The sequence below is a fragment of the Chromobacterium sp. CCUG 30098 genome, from assembly GCF_059916605.1.
The window spans coordinates 184374-200882 of sequence record NZ_JAUCGS010000006.1; the positions used below are offsets into that span (position 1 = coordinate 184374).

The window sequence follows — 16509 nt, forward strand, 5'->3', positions numbered from 1 at the left end:
TCTTCTTAAAGTGCGGGTTAGCGCGGTTCAGCCCGGTTTCAGGCGCTGAAAAAGCCCGCCGGGATGGCTGGCCACCAGGCCGGCCAGCTCAAGTTCGAGCAGCATCGCGTAAAGCTCCCCCACAGTCAACCCGAGCGTGGTCGAAAGCGCATCCATACTGATGGGGTCGAATCCCATGGCTTCAAGCAGCGGCGATTCCGCCGCGGGGGCCGCCGGCTTGGCGCTGGGGCGTTTGCGTTGCAGCCTGCCCACTTCGTCCAGCACGTCGTCCACGGTTTCCACCAGTTTGGCGCCGTCCTTGATCAGCCGGTGACAGCCGCGAGACTGCGGATTGTGGATAGAACCGGGGATGGCCATCACTTCGCGGTTGTTCTCCATCGCCAGCCGCGCGGTGATCAGCGAGCCGGAGCCGATATTGGCCTCCGCCACCAGACAGCCGCGGCTGAGGCCGGCGATGATGCGGTTGCGGCGCGGGAAATGGCCGGCCAGCGGTCCCATGCCCAGCGCGAACTCGGACAGGATCAGGCCTTCCTCGGCGATGCGGTGCGCCAGCTGGCGGTTGCAGGCCGGGTAGACGCGGTCTATGCCGGTGCCGACCACGGCGACGGTGGCGGGCGGCTGTCCGAGCGCGCCGAGGTGGGCGGCGGCGTCGATGCCGCTGGCCAGGCCGCTGACGATGCAATAGCCGTGCTCGGCCAGTTCGCGGGAAAAGCTTTCCGCGTTCTGCCTGCCCTGCGGCGTGGCGGCGCGGCTGCCCACGATGGCGAGCATGGGCTGGGTCAGCAGCTCGCGCCGGCCGCGGGCGAACAGCAGCGGCGGCGGCGAGTTGGATTCGGCCAGCTGCGGCGGGTAGTCGTCGTCCAGCAGCGACAGCAATTGGCAGCCCGGCGTTTGCGCCCATTCCAGCGCCGCCTCGGCGGAGGCGGCGGCCTCGCGCCGCTGCAAGGCTTCGGCCGCTTCTTTGCCGATCAAGGGCTCGGTCTGGCGGCTGTTGGCGTTCAAGGCGGCGTCGGCGCCGCCGAAGGCGTCGATCAGCCGTAAAAAGCCGGCCGGGCCGATGCCGGGGGTCAGCGCCAGCAACAGCCAGTCATGCGGCGGAGCCTTCATTCTTGCTCGGGGCTGGCCACGCCGTCGCCCACGTAGATCGGGCCGCGGCTGTCCAGCACCAGCGCGTAGGACACTTTGTCGAACACGCGGTAGACGAAGGCGTTGCCGGCGCGCTCCGCCGGCAGCGTCACCGTGCGCTTGCCCTGTTCGTCTTTGATTTCCAGCGGGCGGCCTTTTTTGAACAGGCCGAACACATGACCGTTTTCGACGCCCTGCGACTGGCCCAGATTGAGTACAATAGTGGAGTATTGGGCCGCGCCGTCCACGCCGTTGTAGACCGAGACCACCTTGCCGCTCAGATGAGCGTCGGCCGGATGCGGGGCGTAGTTGTTGAAGTTTTGCTGCGGCGCGCGCATCAGATGGTCGCCCACCAGGATTTCCTCGCTGACGTTTCTGACTTTCAGCGTCTGAACGTCGCCTTGGGGCTTGTCTGCGGTCAGGTCGCCGCTGTAGGTCGCTTCTACGCCCAGCACCTTCTTGGTGTCCGGGTCCAGCAGCGGCTTGCCCAGCCGGTAAGCCTGCCAGGTGCCGGCCTCGTTGACGCCGGTGGCGTAGACGCGGTCCCCGGTGGCGACGGTGAGGTGTTCTTCCGGTCCGGCGATCAGCTTGGGCGATTGCAGGAACTGCGCCATGTCCACCACCAGCGGCCGTTTGAGGAAGGGCTCGATCGCCGAAGCGGGAATGCTGGCCACCGCCTGATCCAGCGTCTCGACGCGGGCCTGCGGCGAGAGTTTGACTTCGCGCTGCGCACCTCGCGCCAGCGACAGCCGCGGCTGGCCGTCCACATAGTCCAGCGCCAGCACGTCGCCCGGGTAGATCCAGTGCGGATTCTTGATTTCGCCTTGGTTCATCCGCCACAGACGCGGCCATTTCCAGGGGCTGCTCAGATAGCGTCCGGAAATGCTCCACAGCGTGTCGCCGCGCTTCACGGTGTAGCGGCTGGGCGCGTCAGCCTTCAACTGGAGATCGGCGGCGAAGGCGGGCGCGGCGAGCCCGAGGGCCAAGGCGAAGGATATAATGCTTTTACGCATGGGAAATGCCCCAATATGAAGGTGGACGGACACCTGCGGGGGTGGCCCGCATACAAGGAATCGCGTTTCGAACATGTCTATTATCGGCGTGCCGATCGCGATACGACAACTTGATGAGTGAATGAAACGACGGGGAGTCATTAAATCCGATGGCATTGTTGAATATTTTGCATTACCCGGATGAACGGCTGCACACCGTGGCCAAGCCGGTGGAGGTCTTCGACGAGGCCTTGCAGATCCAGATCGATAATATGTTCGAGACCATGTACGAGGCCAAAGGCATCGGCCTGGCCGCGACTCAGGTCGATTTCCACCACCGCCTGGTGGTGATGGACATTTCCGAGGAACGGAACGAACGCCGCGTGTTCATCAACCCGGAAATCCTGAGCAAGGACGGCGAGACGGAATATGAAGAAGGCTGTCTGTCCGTGCCCGGCATTTACGACAAAGTGACTCGCGCCGAGCGCGTCAAGGTGCGCGCGCTGGACCGCAACGGCAAGCCGTTCGAACTGGAGGCCGACGGCCTGCTGGCGATCTGCATCCAGCACGAGATCGACCATCTGGACGGCAAGGTATTCGTTGAATACCTGTCGCAGATGAAGCAGACCCGCATCAAGACCAAGCTGAAAAAGCGTGAAAAACAGAATATGTGACCGCGGCGCCGTGGGCGCCCCGTCCGGAATGGTTTGAATGAAACTGATCTTTGCCGGTACGCCGGAGTTTGCCGCCGCCGCGCTGCGCGAGTTGATCGCCGCCGGCCATGAAATCGCCCTGGTGCTGACCCAGCCGGACCGTCCGGCCGGCCGCGGCATGAAATTGAAGCCCAGCCCGGTCAAGGCGGTCGCGCTGGAGCACGGTCTGCGCGTGGAGCAGCCGGCGTCCTTGCGCAACGACGAAGCGCAGCAGATGTTGCGCGACATCGGCGCCGACTTGATGGTGGTGGCCGCCTACGGGCTGATCCTGCCGCAGGCGGTGCTGGATATCCCGGCGCGCGGCTGTCTGAACATCCACGCCTCGCTGCTGCCGCGCTGGCGCGGCGCGGCGCCGATACAGCGCGCTATCCTGGCTGGCGACGCCGAATCCGGCATCACCATCATGCAGATGGACGTGGGCCTGGACACCGGCGACATGCTGTCCATCCATCCTGTGGCCATCGCCGACGACGAAACCGCCGCCACGCTGCACGACAAGCTGGCCGTGGAAGGCGCGCGCGCCATCGTCTCCACGCTGGCCGGACTGGACGGGATCGCCCCGCTCAAGCAGCCGGAAGCGGGCGTCACTTACGCGCAGAAGCTGAGCAAGGCCGAGGCCTTGGTGGACTGGAGCCTGCCGGCGGAAGAAGTGGCCCGGGCGATCCGCGCCTACAACCCGGCGCCGGGCGCGCATACGCTGCTGGCCGGCGAAGCGCTGAAACTGTGGATGGCCGGCGCGGAGGCTGGCCAGGCCGAGCCGGGCGTGATCGTCGCCGCGGACGCGGACGGCGTGCTGGTGGGCTGCGGCTCCGGCCTGGTGCGCTTGAGCGTGCTGCAGGCGGCCGGCGGCAAGCGGCTGGCCGCGCGGGACTTCGTCGCCGGCAGAAGCCAGCTGGCGGGCACGCGGCTGGGCGTGTGAGCGGATAGACTGAGGCGAGAGGAAAGGGGGCGGCAATGACGGACAACTGGTTCAAGACCACCTTGCTGATGGCGGCGATTTTGGCGCTGTTCGCCGTGATCGGCGGCATGATAGGCGGCAAAAGCGGCATGATTCTGGCCTTGCTGTTCGGCGGGGCGATGAATGTGTACGCTTGGTGGAATTCCGACCAGATGGTGCTGCGCATGTACAACGCGCAGGAGGTGGACGCCCAGAGCGCGCCGGAATTCTACGGCATGGTGGCGGAACTGGCGCAGCGCGCCGGCCTGCCTATGCCGCGCGTCTACGTGATTCACGAAGAGCAGCCGAACGCCTTCGCCACCGGCCGCAGTCCCGAGCACGCGGCGGTGGCCGCCACCAGCGGCATCATGCGCATGCTGGACTATCGCGAGCTGCGCGGGGTGATGGCGCACGAACTGGCCCACGTCCAGCACCGCGACACCTTGATCTCCACTATTTCCGCCACCATGGCCGGCGCAATATCCGCGCTGGCCAACTTCGCCATGTTCTTTGGCGGCCGCGACGAAAACGGCCAGCCGGTGGGCTGGCTGCCGCGTCTGGCCATCGCCCTGCTGGCGCCGCTGGCGGCCAGCCTGATACAGATGGCGATTTCCCGCGCGCGTGAATTCGAGGCCGACCGCGGCGGCGCCGAGATTTCCGGCGACCCGCTGGCCTTGGCCTCCGCCTTGCAGAAGATCGAGTACTATGCGCAGGGCATTGTGATGCCCACCGCCGAGGCGCACCCGGAAACCGCGCAGATGATGATCATCAACCCCTTGTCCGGCGGCGGCGGGATGGGCGATCTGTTCCGCACCCATCCGCAGACCGCGGACCGCATCGAACGGCTGCAAGCGATGGCGCGCGGCGTATATTAATTGAAGAGCGTCGGGCGGCCGCGCGCCGCCTTGATCGCGCAAGGCCAATGCCGGAGGGCATTGGCCTGTTTGTTATGGTTTGATAGAAAGCACCCATGCATCATATTCAGCAATTGGCCGCCAATATTCTGTTGCGCGTCGAATCCGGAACCAATCTGACCGAGGCCTTGGCCGAGGCTCAACGCAAGGCGCCGGAGTTGACGCCGTCCGAGCGCGGCGCTTTGCAGGATCTGGCCTACGGCAGCCTGCGCCACTTGGCGCGGCTGCGTTTCTACCTGCGCCAACTGGTGGCCAAGCCCTTGCCCGAGCCGGTGCTGGAGCGGGTGCTGATCGTGGCCTTCTATCAGCTCTCGCACACCCGCGCCGCCGAGTACGCGGTGGTGAACGAGGCGGTGACCCTGGCCAGCCGGCTGGCCAAGGGCAATTTCAAGGGCCTGGTCAACGGGGTGCTGCGCAACTTCCTGCGCCAGCGCGCCGCCTTGGAACGCGCGGCGGAAAAGGACATAGAGGCCAGCTTCAACCACCCGCTATGGTGGATCAAGGGCTTGCAGCGCGCCTATCCGGACGCCTGGCAAGCCGTGCTGGACGCCGACAACGGCCATCCGCCGATGACTTTGCGCGTCAATCGCCGCCATGGCGACGCCGCGGCCTATCTGGAGCGGCTGCGCGCCGCCGGGCTGGACGGCGAGGCTTTGGACGGCGGCTCGATCACGCTGGCGCGGCCGGTCAATGTGCGAGACTTGCCGGGCTTCGCCGACGGCGAAGTCTCGGTGCAGGATTGGGGCGCGCAGCAGGCCGCGCACTGGCTGGACCTGCGCGCCGGCCAAAGGGTGCTGGACGCTTGCGCGGCGCCGGGCGGCAAGACCGGCCATATCCTGGAGAGCGCCGATGTCGAAGTGACCGCGCTGGACATCGACGAACAGCGGCTGCAGCGCGTGGCCGACAATCTGGAACGCATCGGCGCGACCGCGCGGCTGCATGCGGCCGACGCCGGCCAGCCGGACGGCTGGTGGGACGGCCGGCCCTTCGACCGCATCCTCGCCGACGTGCCCTGTTCCGCCAGCGGCGTGGTGCGTCGCCATCCGGACATCAAGTGGCTGCGCCGCCCCGGGGATTTCGCCGCGCTGGGCGTGCAACAGGCCGCCATGGCCGACGCGCTGTGGCCTTTGCTCGCCTCGGGCGGCAAAATGCTTTACGCTACGTGCTCCATTTTCCCCGAAGAGAATCAGCAACAGCTAGACTCCTTTCTGAATCGCCATGCGGATGCCGCGTGCCTGAGACAGGAGCAGTTGCTTCCTTGTGAGCGTCATGACGGCTTTTATTACGCGTTGCTTGAAAAACGTTAGCCTGCTGCTGTGCTTGCTGGCCGGTCTCGCCATGGCGGCGCAGGCCGAAACCATCAGCTCGCGTCGGGCTGAGGCCGAGGTGACGGCGGACGGCCAGTTGTCCGTCAGCACCCGGTTTCAGACGCGCTTGACGCCCAGTCTCAGCGACGCGCTGGAACAGGGCGTGGTGCTGCCGTTCCGGCTGGAGTTCCAGCTGACCAAGCCGCGTTTGACCGCTTACTATCTGAATTTCAGCGAGTGGTTCGATCCGCACGCCCAGCTGGGCTTCAAGCTGTCCTATCAGTCCTTGACCAATCGCTACCGCGTCACCATCGGTAATCTCTCCAACTACTACCCCACCCTGCGCGAAGCGCTGGGCGCGGTGGGCGCTATCCAGGGCTGGCGCGTGCTCAATTCCGGCACCCTGGACCCGCGCGCCTCGGGGCGCGTGGCCGGCCAGGTGCGGCTGTTGCTGGACATCGGCGAACTGCCCAAGCCCTTCCAATTGAACGCGCTGGGCTCGTCGGACTGGTCGCTGTCGTCAGACTGGGTCAAGCTGGACGTGAAGGACGGCGGCTGATGCGTTACGCGGTGATTGCGCTGGCGACGCTGGGCGCCATCCTGCTTTATCTGCTGGCCTTGGCCACCGGCAACGCATCCAAACTCAACGAATACTACTGGTGGGTGTTCGGCCTGAACGGCCTCCTGCTCGCCACGCTGCTGGGCGTGGTGGCGCGGCAGCTGCTGCGCCTGCGTCAGCGGGTGCGGCAACGGGTGTTCGGCGCCAAGCTGACCCAGAAGCTGGTGATGATGTTCGCGGTGGTGGCCCTGGTGCCGGGCATCCTGGTGTTCACCGTTTCCGCCCAGTTCCTGACCCGCAGCATCGAAAGCTGGTTCGACGTCCGCGTCGAGTCGGCGCTGGACCGCAGCCTGGGCTTGGCGCGCAACTCGCTGCAGTACGTGCAGGAAGACCTGGGGCGCCGCACGCGTTCGGTGCAGGACGATATCGAGTCCTTGCCGGAAGGCCTGCTGCCGGCGCGGCTGGAGCGCTTGCGCGAGCAACTGGGATTGCGCGAGCTTGCTGTCTATAGCCGCAGCGGTCAGCTGCTGGCCTTCGCCGGCGGACTCAGCGAGCGAGTGCCTCCTCCGCTGTCGCGCGAGAGCATAGGCAAGCTCAAACCGCGTCAGACGCTGGACAGCTTCGAGAACGACGGCGGCAGCGGCCTGGTGCTGAAATCGCTGCTGATTTACCGCAATCTGGACAGCCAGCAACGCGTGTTGCAGGCCCTGCAATCCGCTCCCGGCCGCATCGCCCAGGACGCGGAGCAGATCGAGACCGCGCGCGCGGAGTACCGCCAGCTGCTCTTGGGCCGCGAGGGCCTGACCACCTTCTACATGCTGACGCTGGCGCTGTCCGCGCTGCTGGCGCTGACCGCGGCGCTGGCCTTCGCCTTATTCTTGTCCGAGCGCCTGTCGGCGCCCTTGTCCGAGCTGGCCGCCGGCACCCGGGCCGTGGCGCAGGGCGACTTTTCCAAGCGCCACCCGGTATACCGGCGCGACGAGCTGGGCATGCTAACCACCTTGTTCAACCGGATGACGCAGCAGCTTGAGGACGCGCGCCACGCCGCGGACCTCAGCCGCAGCGAACTGGAAAGCAGCAAGCTTTACCTGGAAAGCATTCTGGCCAACCTGAGCGCCGGGGTGATCGCCTTCGGCGCCGATTGGCAGCTGCGCGCCGCCAATACCAGCGCCTCGCGCATTCTGGGCGTGGATTTCGCCGAGGTGTCGGATCAGGATTTCCCGCACTGGGCCACCTCGATTCCGGCGGTGGCGCCGCTGGTGGAGTGCGTGCTGGAGTACGCGTCCAAGAACAGCGACAGCGACTGGAAAACCCAGCTTAACTATTTGACGGTGCAGGGCGAGCGCACCTTGCTGGTGCGCGGCGCCCATCTGCCTGAGGCGTCTGCGGTGGGCTATGTGGTGGTGTTCGACGATATCACCGAACTGGCGCGCGCCCAGCGCGACGCGGCCTGGGGCGAGGTGGCCAAGCGGCTGGCGCATGAGATCCGCAACCCGTTGACGCCCATCCAGCTATCGGCGGAACGGCTGGCGATGAAGCTGCAGGACAAGCTGGCCGGCGCCGACGCCGACATGCTGCGACGCTCCACCGACACTATCATCAAGCAGGTGGGCGCGCTCAAGGCCATGGTGGACGCCTTCCGCGATTACGCGCGCGCACCGCGCACCAAGTTGACCGAATTGGACCTGAATCAAGTGGTGCGGGAGGTGATGGCTCTTTACGAATCCAACTCTGCTGTTAAGATGGCGCTTGATGAAAGGCCGTTGATGATCATGGCGGATGCGGCATTGTTGCGGCAGGTTTTACATAACCTGATTCAGAACGCGCAAGATGCGGTCCTTGACGTTGACATCCCGATGATTCAAATTAGCAGCCGAAAAGAAGAAGGCTATGCGCTCGTTTGCGTGGAGGATAACGGTCCGGGCTTTGCTCCGGAGATCCTGCAACGCGTGTTCGAACCCTATGTGACCAGCAAGACCAAAGGTACCGGTCTTGGCCTGGCGGTGGTCAAGAAGATTCTTGAAGACCATCACGGGCAGATCAAAGTGGGTAATCTCGAACCGAATGGCGCGCGCATCCTTCTCTCCCTGCCATTGCTGGAGGCCTAATGCGTAGCAGCGATATTTTGATTGTTGACGACGAGATCGGTATCCGTGAATTGCTCTCCGAGATACTGCAGGATGAGGGGTACACCGTCGCGCTGGCGGAAAACGCCGAGGTAGCCAGACAGTTGCGCAACCAGACGCGTCCGGCGTTGGTGTTGCTGGACATTTGGATGCCGGATTGCGACGGCGTGACTTTGCTCAAGGAATGGGCCAAGTCCGGTCAGCTGAACATGCCGGTGGTGATGATGTCCGGTCACGCCAGCATAGACACCGCGGTAGAGGCGACTCGCATCGGCGCTTTCGACTTCCTGGAGAAGCCGATCGCGCTGCAAAAGCTGCTGACCACGGTGCAGCGGGCGCTGAAATACGGCGATATGCAGGCCAACACCTCGCTCAATCTGGACAAGCTCGGCCGCAGCGAGCCGATCCAGGAGCTGAAGCGGCAGCTGGAACGCGTGGCCAAGGTCAAGTCACCGGTGCTGCTGACCGGCGAACCGGGTTCCGGCTTCGAACTGGTGGCGCGCTTCTTCCATCAGGGCAACACCCCGTGGGTGACGCCGGCCAAGCAGGAGCAATTGGCGGACGCCCCGCTGGAGCTGCTGCAAAAAGCCAATAACGGCGTCTTGTTCCTGCCGGAGATCGGCCAGTACGGCCGCCGCGTGCAACAAGGGCTGCTGTTCCTGCTGTCCAAGCTGGACCGCTTCAATGTGCGGCTGCTGTGTTCCTGCAGCCGCCCGTTGCAGGAACTGCTGGTGGATCCCGAGTGCGACAACCGCCTGCTGACGGCCTTGTCCAGCGTGATCGTGCCGATTCCGCCGCTGCGCGAGCATTCCGAAGACATCATCTTCATCGCCGAGCAGATCCTGACCGAGCTGGTGGAGTCCAAGCAGGTGCCGGCCCGCAAGCTGACCACCGCCGCGCTCAACGCGCTGCGTCAGTACGACTGGCCTGGCAATCTGGAGCAGCTGCGCAGCATCATCAAGAGCCTGGCGCTGACCTCGGAGTCGGACGAGGTGGACGCCGGCGAGGTCAACAAAGTGCTGGCGCAGTTCCGCCATGAGAAGCCGGTGGAAGAGTCCGGTTTTGACTTCAACATGCCCTTGCGCGAGTTGCGTGAACAGCTGGAGCGCCGTTACTTCGAGTACCATATCTCGCTGGAGAACGGCAATATGAGCCGGGTGGCGCAGAAGGTGGGCCTGGAGCGCACCCATCTGTACCGCAAGCTCAAGCAGCTGGGCATCAAGTTCGCCCGCAAGACGGTGGAAGAATAAGTCCGCGTTTCCGTTAGAACCGTTCAAAGTCGCGCGAGCAAGAGCGAGACAAGGCGAAAATGGCTGAAGAAGCGGAATGTACATACGGTACATGAGCATTCTGAAGGTATTTTCAACGCCGTATAGCTGAAGCGCAGCAGACTTTGAGCATAAGGCCAGCCCGCATACGGCTGGCCTTATGCTTTGGGCGATGGCGCGGCGGCGGCGTTCGGATTAGGCTAGCAATCATGATTGAACTCAACGACGAGGCGCTATTGCGCTACAGCCGGCACATTCTGCTGCCGGAAATCGACATTGCCGGCCAGCAGCGTTTGAGCCGGGCGCGCGCGCTGATCGTCGGTGCCGGCGGGCTGGGCTCGCCGGTGGCGCTGTACCTGGCCAGCGCCGGGGTAGGGCGGATCAGCATCGCCGACGACGATGTGGTGGAGCTGTCCAATCTGCAGCGTCAGATCGTTCACGACAGCGATAGCCTGGGGCGTTTGAAGGCCGAGTCCGCCGTCGAGAGAATGCGCCGCATCAACCCGGAGGTGGACGCGCGGCCGCTGGCGCGGCGGCTGGACCAGGCGGCCCTTGAGGAATTGGCGGCCGGCCATGATCTGGTGTTGGACTGCAGCGACAATTTCGCCACCCGTCACGCGGTGAACCGCGCCTGCGTCGTCGCCGGCACGCCGCTGGTGTCCGGCGCCGCGGTGCGTTTCGCCGGCCAGCTGGCGGTGTTCGATCCGCGCGACGCGGCGTCTCCCTGCTATCACTGTCTGTTTCCGGACGAGGGCGAGGCCGGCGACGGGCCGTGCGCGACTTTCGGCGTGCTGTCGCCGCTGGTGGGGGTGATAGGCAGCCTGCAGGCGGTGGAGGCGGTCAAGCTCTTGGCCGGCATCGCGCCGCGTTTGGGCCGGCTAACTCTGTACGACGGGCTGAGCGGAGAGTTCCGCCAGATCAAGGTGCCGCGGGATCCCGCTTGCGCGGTGTGCGCCGCGCGATGAAAAACGCCCCGTTTGACCGGGGCGTTGGTTTTGCCGGGGCGAGCGGGCATCACAGATGCTGCAGCACCAGCTTGCGCACTTCCTTGAAGTCCATCACGCCGACGTAGCGCTTGATGATCTTGCCCTGTTTGTCGATCAGGAAGGTGGTCGGCGCCAATTGGATGTCGCCGAAGGCCTTGGCGATCTCGCCATTGCCGTCCAGCGCCACGAAGAAGGGCAGCTGGTATTTGTCCACGAAGCTCTTCACGTAATTGGGCGGATCGTAGCTCAGCGCCACTGCGATGGTTTCATAGCCCTTGCCGGCGAACTCCTGATGCATTTTCTTGATTTCCGGCATTTCCTCAACGCAGCCCGGGCAGCTGGTGGCCCAGAAATTGACCAGCACCACCTTGCCCTTCAGCGATTCGGTGCTGGCGGTCTGGCCGCTGAGCGAGGTGTAGTTGACCTGGGGCGCCGGCGAGCCGGCGAACAGCGTCATATAGGCGACGACGGCGACCAGCGCGATGCCCAGCAGCGCGAGCAGACCTTTCTTCATTTCCTTATCCTGCGGTAAGGTCCGGGCGCGGCCCGGACGGTTCATGCCATGGCGATCAAGCCTGTTCGGCCAGCATTTGTTCCAGTAGTTCCTTCAGCTTGCCGTCCAGCGCCACCGCCTTGCCTTGTTTGGCGTCAAACACTGCGAAAGTGACGTCGGCCTCGGCCACCAGCTTGCCGCTGCCGACCAGGGTGACGCGTTGATGCATCACCGCGCTGCGGGTGCCTATCGATTTGACGCCGGTGTCGATTTGCAGCTCATCGCCCATGGTGGCCGGATAGCGGTAATCGATATTGATGTTGACGACCACCAGCGCCAGGCCGGACTGCAGGAACCAAGGCAGGTCGCCGCGGCTCTCGAAGTAGTTCCAGCGCGCCTCCTCCAGAAATTCCAGATAGCGGGCGTTGTTGACATGGCCGTACAGGTCCAGATGATAGCCGCGCACTTTGATCTTGGTATTGTGCTGCATGATGGTGTTTTCCCCTTTGCTCGTGATGGCACGCTGCGCCGCCATGGACGGCGACGCCGCGGCGCCCATGTTATTCGCCCAGTTCCAGCGGCACGAAGGCCTCGCGCTCCAGCGCCTCGTCCACCAGGTCGGTGACGATGGAATGAATTTCCAGCGAGAACCATTGCTGGAACAGTTCCAGCGACAGCTCTTCCGGCCACAGGCTGTCGTCGTCGCACCAGTCGGACAGCTCGGCTGCGAATAATTGCTGGTAACGCTCGAAAACAAAGGCTTGGGCGTCGGCGTAATCTTCCGCCGCCGGGATCAGCAGCGCGTTGCAGTCCTGGCCCAGGTGCTGCAGCGAGATTTCCTCGTCCAAGCCGCCGGGCAAGGATTGCAGCCAGGCGTGGAAGGGGGCGAGGGGGCGGATCAGGGCGATGCTTCGATTGACTTCGTACATGGAGATTCCTTGATGATGTGTCAGCGACTGGACAGTTGATTGTCGCGAGTGAAAACGAATTTCTGGCGGATGCGTTGCGAGCTGGATTGCTCCGCGAGCGAGGCCGGGAACGGCGCGTAGGGCGCGGCCAGTTCCACGATGCGGCGCGCGGCTTCGTCCAGCACGTCGAAGCCGGAGCTGCGCAGTACGCGCACGTCGCGCAGGCCGCCGTCGGCTGCAATCAGCACTTCCAGCGTCACGGCGCCGTGAATGTTCTGGCGGCGGGCGGCTTCCGGGTAGTTGAGGTTGCCGATGCGCTCCACTTTCAGCCGCCAGTCTTCCTGGTAGCGGGCCCAGGGGTAGCCGCGGGCGCTTTCGGCCAGCTTGCCCTGTTTGCCGCCGCTTTCCTGCTCCTTGTCGGTCAGGCCGCTGTCGCCCAACTGCCGGCTCAAGTCGCCGACCTGGGCCAGCAGGCTGCCGGCGCTGACATGTCCGACCGTGCCGGACTGCGCGGCCGGCAGCGCCGGTTTTTTGCCGGCGTCAGGCGGCCGGGCCATGGTTTGTTGCCGCGGCGATGCGTCGGCGGGTTCGGGCGTGCCGGGCTCCGCCGGCGCGGCGACCGGCTTCGCGCGATGGCTGGCCAGCTTGTCGGTCTGAGCGCTATTGCCGGCCCCCAGATTGTTCTGTTCCGCCAGCCGGCGGGTTTTGGGCGTCTGGCGGCTGGGCGTCTGGTTCAACTGCACATTGATGATCTGGGCGGAGACGGGCGCGGGCGGGCTGGAGCGTGGACGAATCTCCAGGCTGAACAACAGCGCATGGACCAGCAGCGAAGCGAGCAGCGTCAAGCCCAGCGGCAGCATGGTGGCGCTGGAAGTCGAGGGCGAGAGCGGACTAGTGGACATGGATGGCTGTTGTGTTGGCTTTCACCGGGTAAGCGGAGTTCGCCGCAGGCGGAACCGGGCGCAGCTGAAAGTGTAGCACGGCGGCCAGTAAAAACGCCGCGCTGAGCGCGGCGTGGCGATGCATCAAGCGTACGGGCGTATTATTTTTCCAGCAGGCTGCGCAGCATCCAGGCGGTTTTCTCGTGAACTTGCAGGCGCTGAGTCAGCAGGTCGGCGCTGGGCTCGTCGGCGGCGCGTTCCACCACGGCGAAAATGCTGCGCGCGGTGCGACATACGGTTTCATGGCCGTCCACCAGCTGGCGGATCATCTCCTCGGCCTTGGGCGGGGCGCCGGCGGCTTCCTGGATCGCGGTCAGCTTGGCGTAGTCGGCATAGCTGCCCGGCGCATGGTGGCCCAGCGCGCGGATGCGTTCAGCCACGGCGTCCACCGCCAGCGCCAGTTCGTTGTACTGGGTTTCGAACATCAGGTGCAGGGTGTTGAACATCGGCCCGGTGACGTTCCAGTGGAAGTTGTGGGTTTTCAGATACAGGGTGTAGGTGTCGGCCAGCAGGCGGGACAAGCCATGAGCGATTTCCTGGCGGTCTTGTTCGTTGATTCCAATATCCATCGCGATATCCTCATAAGTGAAGGGAGAGCGGAAGCCTCCCGTCGGCTGACGCCGGCGCGGCGGCTTTTGGACTACACTCTCCCGTTTTGCGGGAAAAAATCATGAAACCTTGGCTGGACTGCCGCAACGGCGCTGTCCGTCTGACGCTGCATGTGCAGCCCGGCGCCAGGAAAACCGAGGCGGCGGGCGAACACGGCGACTGCCTGAAAATACGTTTGGCGGCGCCGCCGGTGGACGGCAAGGCCAATGCCGCGCTGTTGGCCTGGCTGGCGCAGCGCTTCGCCGTGGCCAAGCGCGACGTTCAACTGCTGTCCGGCGACAAGAGCCGGCACAAGGTGGTCTTGCTTCAGTGCGAGATCACCGAGGAAGACGCGCTGCGGCGGCTGGACTTTCAGTGAAGGCGCCGGTCGGGCGGCGTGGTTTTGTCCACCCGGGTATATTCTCCATCGATGATGTCGGGGTCGGCGGCGGGTCCGGGTCCGGTCGCCGCGCGAGCGTTGACGGCAATGCTGGGGCCTTTGAAAGGCAGCAGCAATAGTACGGCGGCCAGGTCGCTGATGACGCCTGGTATCAGGAACAGCACGCCGGCCAGCAAATAACGCAGCGGCCAGAGCAAGGAATACAGCGATACGCGGTCGCCCTGGCGCATCACGCTGCCCAGGGTGAACAAGGCGCCGATCTGCTGGTTGCGCAACATCCACAAGCCCAGCAGCGAAGACAGCACGACGAAAACGAAGACGGCGAGCCCGCCGAAGTGGTCCGCCAGCGCCACCAGGGCGGCGATTTCAGCGAAGGGGTACAGCAACAGCAGGATGAGGAAGGTGCGCATGGGCAACTGAATCCGGTAAGTGGGTTTCGCGATCAGGCGGCGGACGCGTAAACCTGATCCCTTGTTGTACACATGGGTATGGCTTGGCGGCTTTCAAGGCCGGTCTGGAATTATCGTTCGGGCTTAGATGATATCGCGGCGCTTCGGTTCCCGTTTCAAGCGGGCTTTTCCGTCCGTGCCGCTGTCATTGTCATGAAAAAAAATGCAAAAACCCGTTGACGACCCTGAACTGTTTCATTATAGTTGCGCTCTCTCTTGGGTCGTTAGCTCAGCTGGTAGAGCAGCGGACTTTTAATCCGTTGGTCGCAGGTTCGAATCCCGCACGACCCACCAGTTTCCGATACCGGAAATTGCCAAGAGTTTTGTTGGGGGTCGTTAGCTCAGCTGGTAGAGCAGCGGACTTTTAATCCGTTGGTCGCAGGTTCGAATCCCGCACGACCCACCACGACAAACTCTTAGCGCCCAGGATCGGGTCGTTAGCTCAGCTGGTAGAGCAGCGGACTTTTAATCCGTTGGTCGCAGGTTCGAATCCCGCACGACCCACCAAATATATAGCAATCAGGCCAGTTCGCGAGAACTGGCCTTTTTGTTTTCTCCCGCTTCCCTTGTTTCCCTCTGCTTTAGCGTTTGCCGGTTTTCCCGGTCTTTCTCGCGGACATGTCTTTGTCGTGGTAAATTTGATAATGATTGTAAGAATCATTCGCATTATAATGGCGAGTTATTCGCCTCTTCCCGACGTCCGCGCCGCCGCGCGCAGGCGCCGGGATCGCATCAAACAGGAAACACAGAGCATGACTACCGTTGTCGAGAAAACCCGCACTCAGGACTTGAAGGCCCGCACCCACGAAACCCACGACGCGCTGGACCAGCGCATCATGGCGAATCAGCCGTTCGCCACCCGTGAAAACTACGCGCGCTTCCTGCTGGCGCAATACCGCTTCCTGCGCGACGCCGACGCGCTGTACGACAATCCTGAGCTGGCCCGCCTGTTCCCGGACCTGGCCGAGCGCCGCCGTTACGACAGCATCGCCGCCGATCTGCGTGATCTGGACCGCCCGCTGCCGGAATTGCGCGAAGCGCCGATCAGCAGCACGCTGGATGTGGCCAGCGCGATGGGTTGGCTCTACGTGGTGGAAGGTTCCAAACTGGGCGCGGCCATTCTGTACAAGCTGGCCGGCAAACTGGGCCTGGACGAGCATTGCGGCGCCCGCCATCTGGCCGGCCACCCGGACGGCCGCGCCCGCCACTGGCGCGCGTTCACCGCGGCGCTGGACGGTCTGCAGCTGGACGAGGCGGCCGAGCAACGCGTCACCGCCGGCGCGGTGGCCGCTTTCGCCTGCATGAACAGCCATCTGGACCAGGTGTACGCTTGAGTCAGCGTTTGCGGCACCCCGCGGTGCGCTGGCTATACCTGTGCGCTGGCGTGGCGATGTTGGCCTTGGGCGTCATCGGCGCCTTGCTGCCGGTGATGCCGACCACGATTTTTCTGATTTTGGCCTTGGCTTGCTTCAGTAAGTCCTCTCCGCGGCTGGAGCAGCGGCTGCTCGCGCATCCGCGTTACGGGCCGGGCCTGCGCCGCTGGCGCGAGCACCGCGTGGTGCCGGTCAAGGCCAAGTGCTTCGCCGCCATGGGCATGGGCGCGGGTTTCGCCGCCTTGTTGCTGGCGCGGCCTCCGCACTGGGTGCCGTGGCTGGTGGGGGCGATCGAATTGAGCGTCTTGCTGTACTTGCTGTCGCGGCCTTCGCAGGCGATCGAACCGGCCGGGACGGCCGCGGCGCCCCAGCCGGATTTAGCCAAAACCCCGCCGCCGCGTTAAGCTTGCGCATCGACACCGAAAACGGG

General features: G+C 64.3%; 19 protein-coding genes and 3 tRNA genes. 14 read left to right on the forward strand and 8 right to left on the reverse strand.

Going from position 1 to position 16509, the window contains the following annotated elements:
- Positions 1-27: 27 nt before the first annotated feature.
- Complete coding sequence (dprA, locus tag QUG03_RS15220) at positions 28-1107, reverse strand: DNA-processing protein DprA (RefSeq protein ID WP_500820346.1); 1080 nt, start codon at positions 1105-1107, stop codon at positions 28-30.
- Positions 1104-2138 (reverse strand): LysM peptidoglycan-binding domain-containing protein, encoded by a 1035-nt coding sequence (locus QUG03_RS15225; RefSeq protein WP_235084894.1) that lies wholly within the window; start codon positions 2136-2138, stop codon positions 1104-1106. The genes dprA and QUG03_RS15225 overlap by 4 nt, the downstream gene beginning before the upstream one ends.
- A 149-nt stretch (positions 2139-2287) precedes the next feature.
- Here QUG03_RS15225 and def point away from each other — a divergent pair, with 149 nt between their 5' ends.
- The 8 genes from def (at position 2288) to QUG03_RS15265 (ending at position 10906) form a co-directional block, all read left to right on the forward strand.
- On the forward strand, positions 2288-2791 hold the full coding sequence (gene def, locus QUG03_RS15230) for a peptide deformylase (RefSeq protein WP_107797869.1): 504 nt from the start codon (positions 2288-2290) through the stop codon (positions 2789-2791).
- Between the two features lie 37 nt (positions 2792-2828).
- Entirely contained in the window at positions 2829-3749 is a 921-nt protein-coding gene (gene fmt / locus QUG03_RS15235; RefSeq protein WP_500820347.1) for a methionyl-tRNA formyltransferase, read from the forward strand.
- Between the two features lie 35 nt (positions 3750-3784).
- Positions 3785-4642: a zinc metalloprotease HtpX gene (gene htpX / locus QUG03_RS15240; protein WP_227106518.1), complete on the forward strand. Its 858-nt coding sequence runs from the start codon at positions 3785-3787 to the stop codon at positions 4640-4642.
- A 95-nt stretch (positions 4643-4737) separates the two neighbouring features.
- A complete protein-coding gene (gene rsmB / locus QUG03_RS15245) occupies positions 4738-5988 on the forward strand; it encodes a 16S rRNA (cytosine(967)-C(5))-methyltransferase RsmB (RefSeq protein WP_227106520.1) in 1251 nt (416 codons plus the stop codon).
- Positions 5975-6547 (forward strand): DUF4390 domain-containing protein, encoded by a 573-nt coding sequence (locus tag QUG03_RS15250; protein ID WP_233246632.1) that lies wholly within the window; start codon positions 5975-5977, stop codon positions 6545-6547. The genes rsmB and QUG03_RS15250 overlap by 14 nt, the downstream gene beginning before the upstream one ends.
- Positions 6547-8655 (forward strand): sensor histidine kinase, encoded by a 2109-nt coding sequence (locus QUG03_RS15255; protein WP_107797874.1) that lies wholly within the window; start codon positions 6547-6549, stop codon positions 8653-8655. The genes QUG03_RS15250 and QUG03_RS15255 overlap by 1 nt, the downstream gene beginning before the upstream one ends.
- Positions 8655-9923 (forward strand): sigma-54-dependent transcriptional regulator, encoded by a 1269-nt coding sequence (locus QUG03_RS15260; RefSeq protein ID WP_019100015.1) that lies wholly within the window; start codon positions 8655-8657, stop codon positions 9921-9923. Before QUG03_RS15255 ends, QUG03_RS15260 begins: the two co-directional genes overlap by 1 nt.
- Positions 9924-10150: 227 nt before the next feature.
- Positions 10151-10906 (forward strand): HesA/MoeB/ThiF family protein, encoded by a 756-nt coding sequence (locus tag QUG03_RS15265; protein ID WP_500820348.1) that lies wholly within the window; start codon positions 10151-10153, stop codon positions 10904-10906.
- 49 nt (positions 10907-10955) lie between these two features.
- Here QUG03_RS15265 and QUG03_RS15270 read toward each other — a convergent pair whose 3' ends face one another.
- The 5 genes from QUG03_RS15270 to QUG03_RS15290 all read right to left on the reverse strand — a co-directional run bounded on the left by QUG03_RS15270 (position 10956) and on the right by QUG03_RS15290 (position 13838).
- A complete protein-coding gene (locus tag QUG03_RS15270) occupies positions 10956-11441 on the reverse strand; it encodes a TlpA disulfide reductase family protein (protein WP_500820349.1) in 486 nt (161 codons plus the stop codon).
- A 55-nt stretch (positions 11442-11496) separates the two neighbouring features.
- On the reverse strand, positions 11497-11910 hold the full coding sequence (locus QUG03_RS15275) for an acyl-CoA thioesterase (RefSeq protein WP_107801583.1): 414 nt from the start codon (positions 11908-11910) through the stop codon (positions 11497-11499).
- Between the two features lie 70 nt (positions 11911-11980).
- A complete protein-coding gene (locus QUG03_RS15280; RefSeq protein WP_107797877.1) occupies positions 11981-12349 on the reverse strand; it encodes a VacJ in 369 nt (122 codons plus the stop codon).
- A 20-nt stretch (positions 12350-12369) separates the two neighbouring features.
- Positions 12370-13230, reverse strand: a complete 861-nt coding sequence (locus QUG03_RS15285; protein ID WP_486636411.1) for an energy transducer TonB — start codon at positions 13228-13230, stop codon at positions 12370-12372.
- A gap of 140 nt (positions 13231-13370) precedes the next feature.
- Entirely contained in the window at positions 13371-13838 is a 468-nt protein-coding gene (locus tag QUG03_RS15290; RefSeq protein WP_107797879.1) for a Dps family protein, read from the reverse strand.
- 101 nt (positions 13839-13939) lie between these two features.
- Between QUG03_RS15290 and QUG03_RS15295 the strand changes: the two genes are divergently transcribed.
- On the forward strand, positions 13940-14236 hold the full coding sequence (locus QUG03_RS15295; RefSeq protein WP_107797880.1) for a DUF167 domain-containing protein: 297 nt from the start codon (positions 13940-13942) through the stop codon (positions 14234-14236).
- Here QUG03_RS15295 and QUG03_RS15300 read toward each other — a convergent pair.
- Positions 14230-14667 (reverse strand): FxsA family protein, encoded by a 438-nt coding sequence (locus QUG03_RS15300; protein WP_474455458.1) that lies wholly within the window; start codon positions 14665-14667, stop codon positions 14230-14232. The genes QUG03_RS15295 and QUG03_RS15300 overlap by 7 nt on opposite strands.
- Positions 14668-14924: 257 nt before the next feature.
- On the opposite strand from QUG03_RS15300, the gene QUG03_RS15305 reads away from it, so the two are divergent.
- The 5 genes from QUG03_RS15305 to QUG03_RS15325 all read left to right on the forward strand — a co-directional run bounded on the left by QUG03_RS15305 (position 14925) and on the right by QUG03_RS15325 (position 16483).
- Positions 14925-15000 (forward strand) — tRNA-Lys (locus QUG03_RS15305).
- Between the two features lie 36 nt (positions 15001-15036).
- A tRNA-Lys gene (locus QUG03_RS15310) sits at positions 15037-15112 on the forward strand.
- Between the two features lie 25 nt (positions 15113-15137).
- A tRNA-Lys gene (locus QUG03_RS15315) sits at positions 15138-15213 on the forward strand.
- A gap of 245 nt (positions 15214-15458) precedes the next feature.
- The gene (locus QUG03_RS15320; protein WP_227106529.1) at positions 15459-16040 is read left to right on the forward strand and encodes a biliverdin-producing heme oxygenase; all 582 of its coding nucleotides are present in this window, start codon (positions 15459-15461) and stop codon (positions 16038-16040) included.
- On the forward strand, positions 16037-16483 hold the full coding sequence (locus QUG03_RS15325) for a YbaN family protein (protein WP_199225783.1): 447 nt from the start codon (positions 16037-16039) through the stop codon (positions 16481-16483). Before QUG03_RS15320 ends, QUG03_RS15325 begins: the two co-directional genes overlap by 4 nt.
- The last annotated feature ends 26 nt before the right edge of the window (positions 16484-16509 follow it).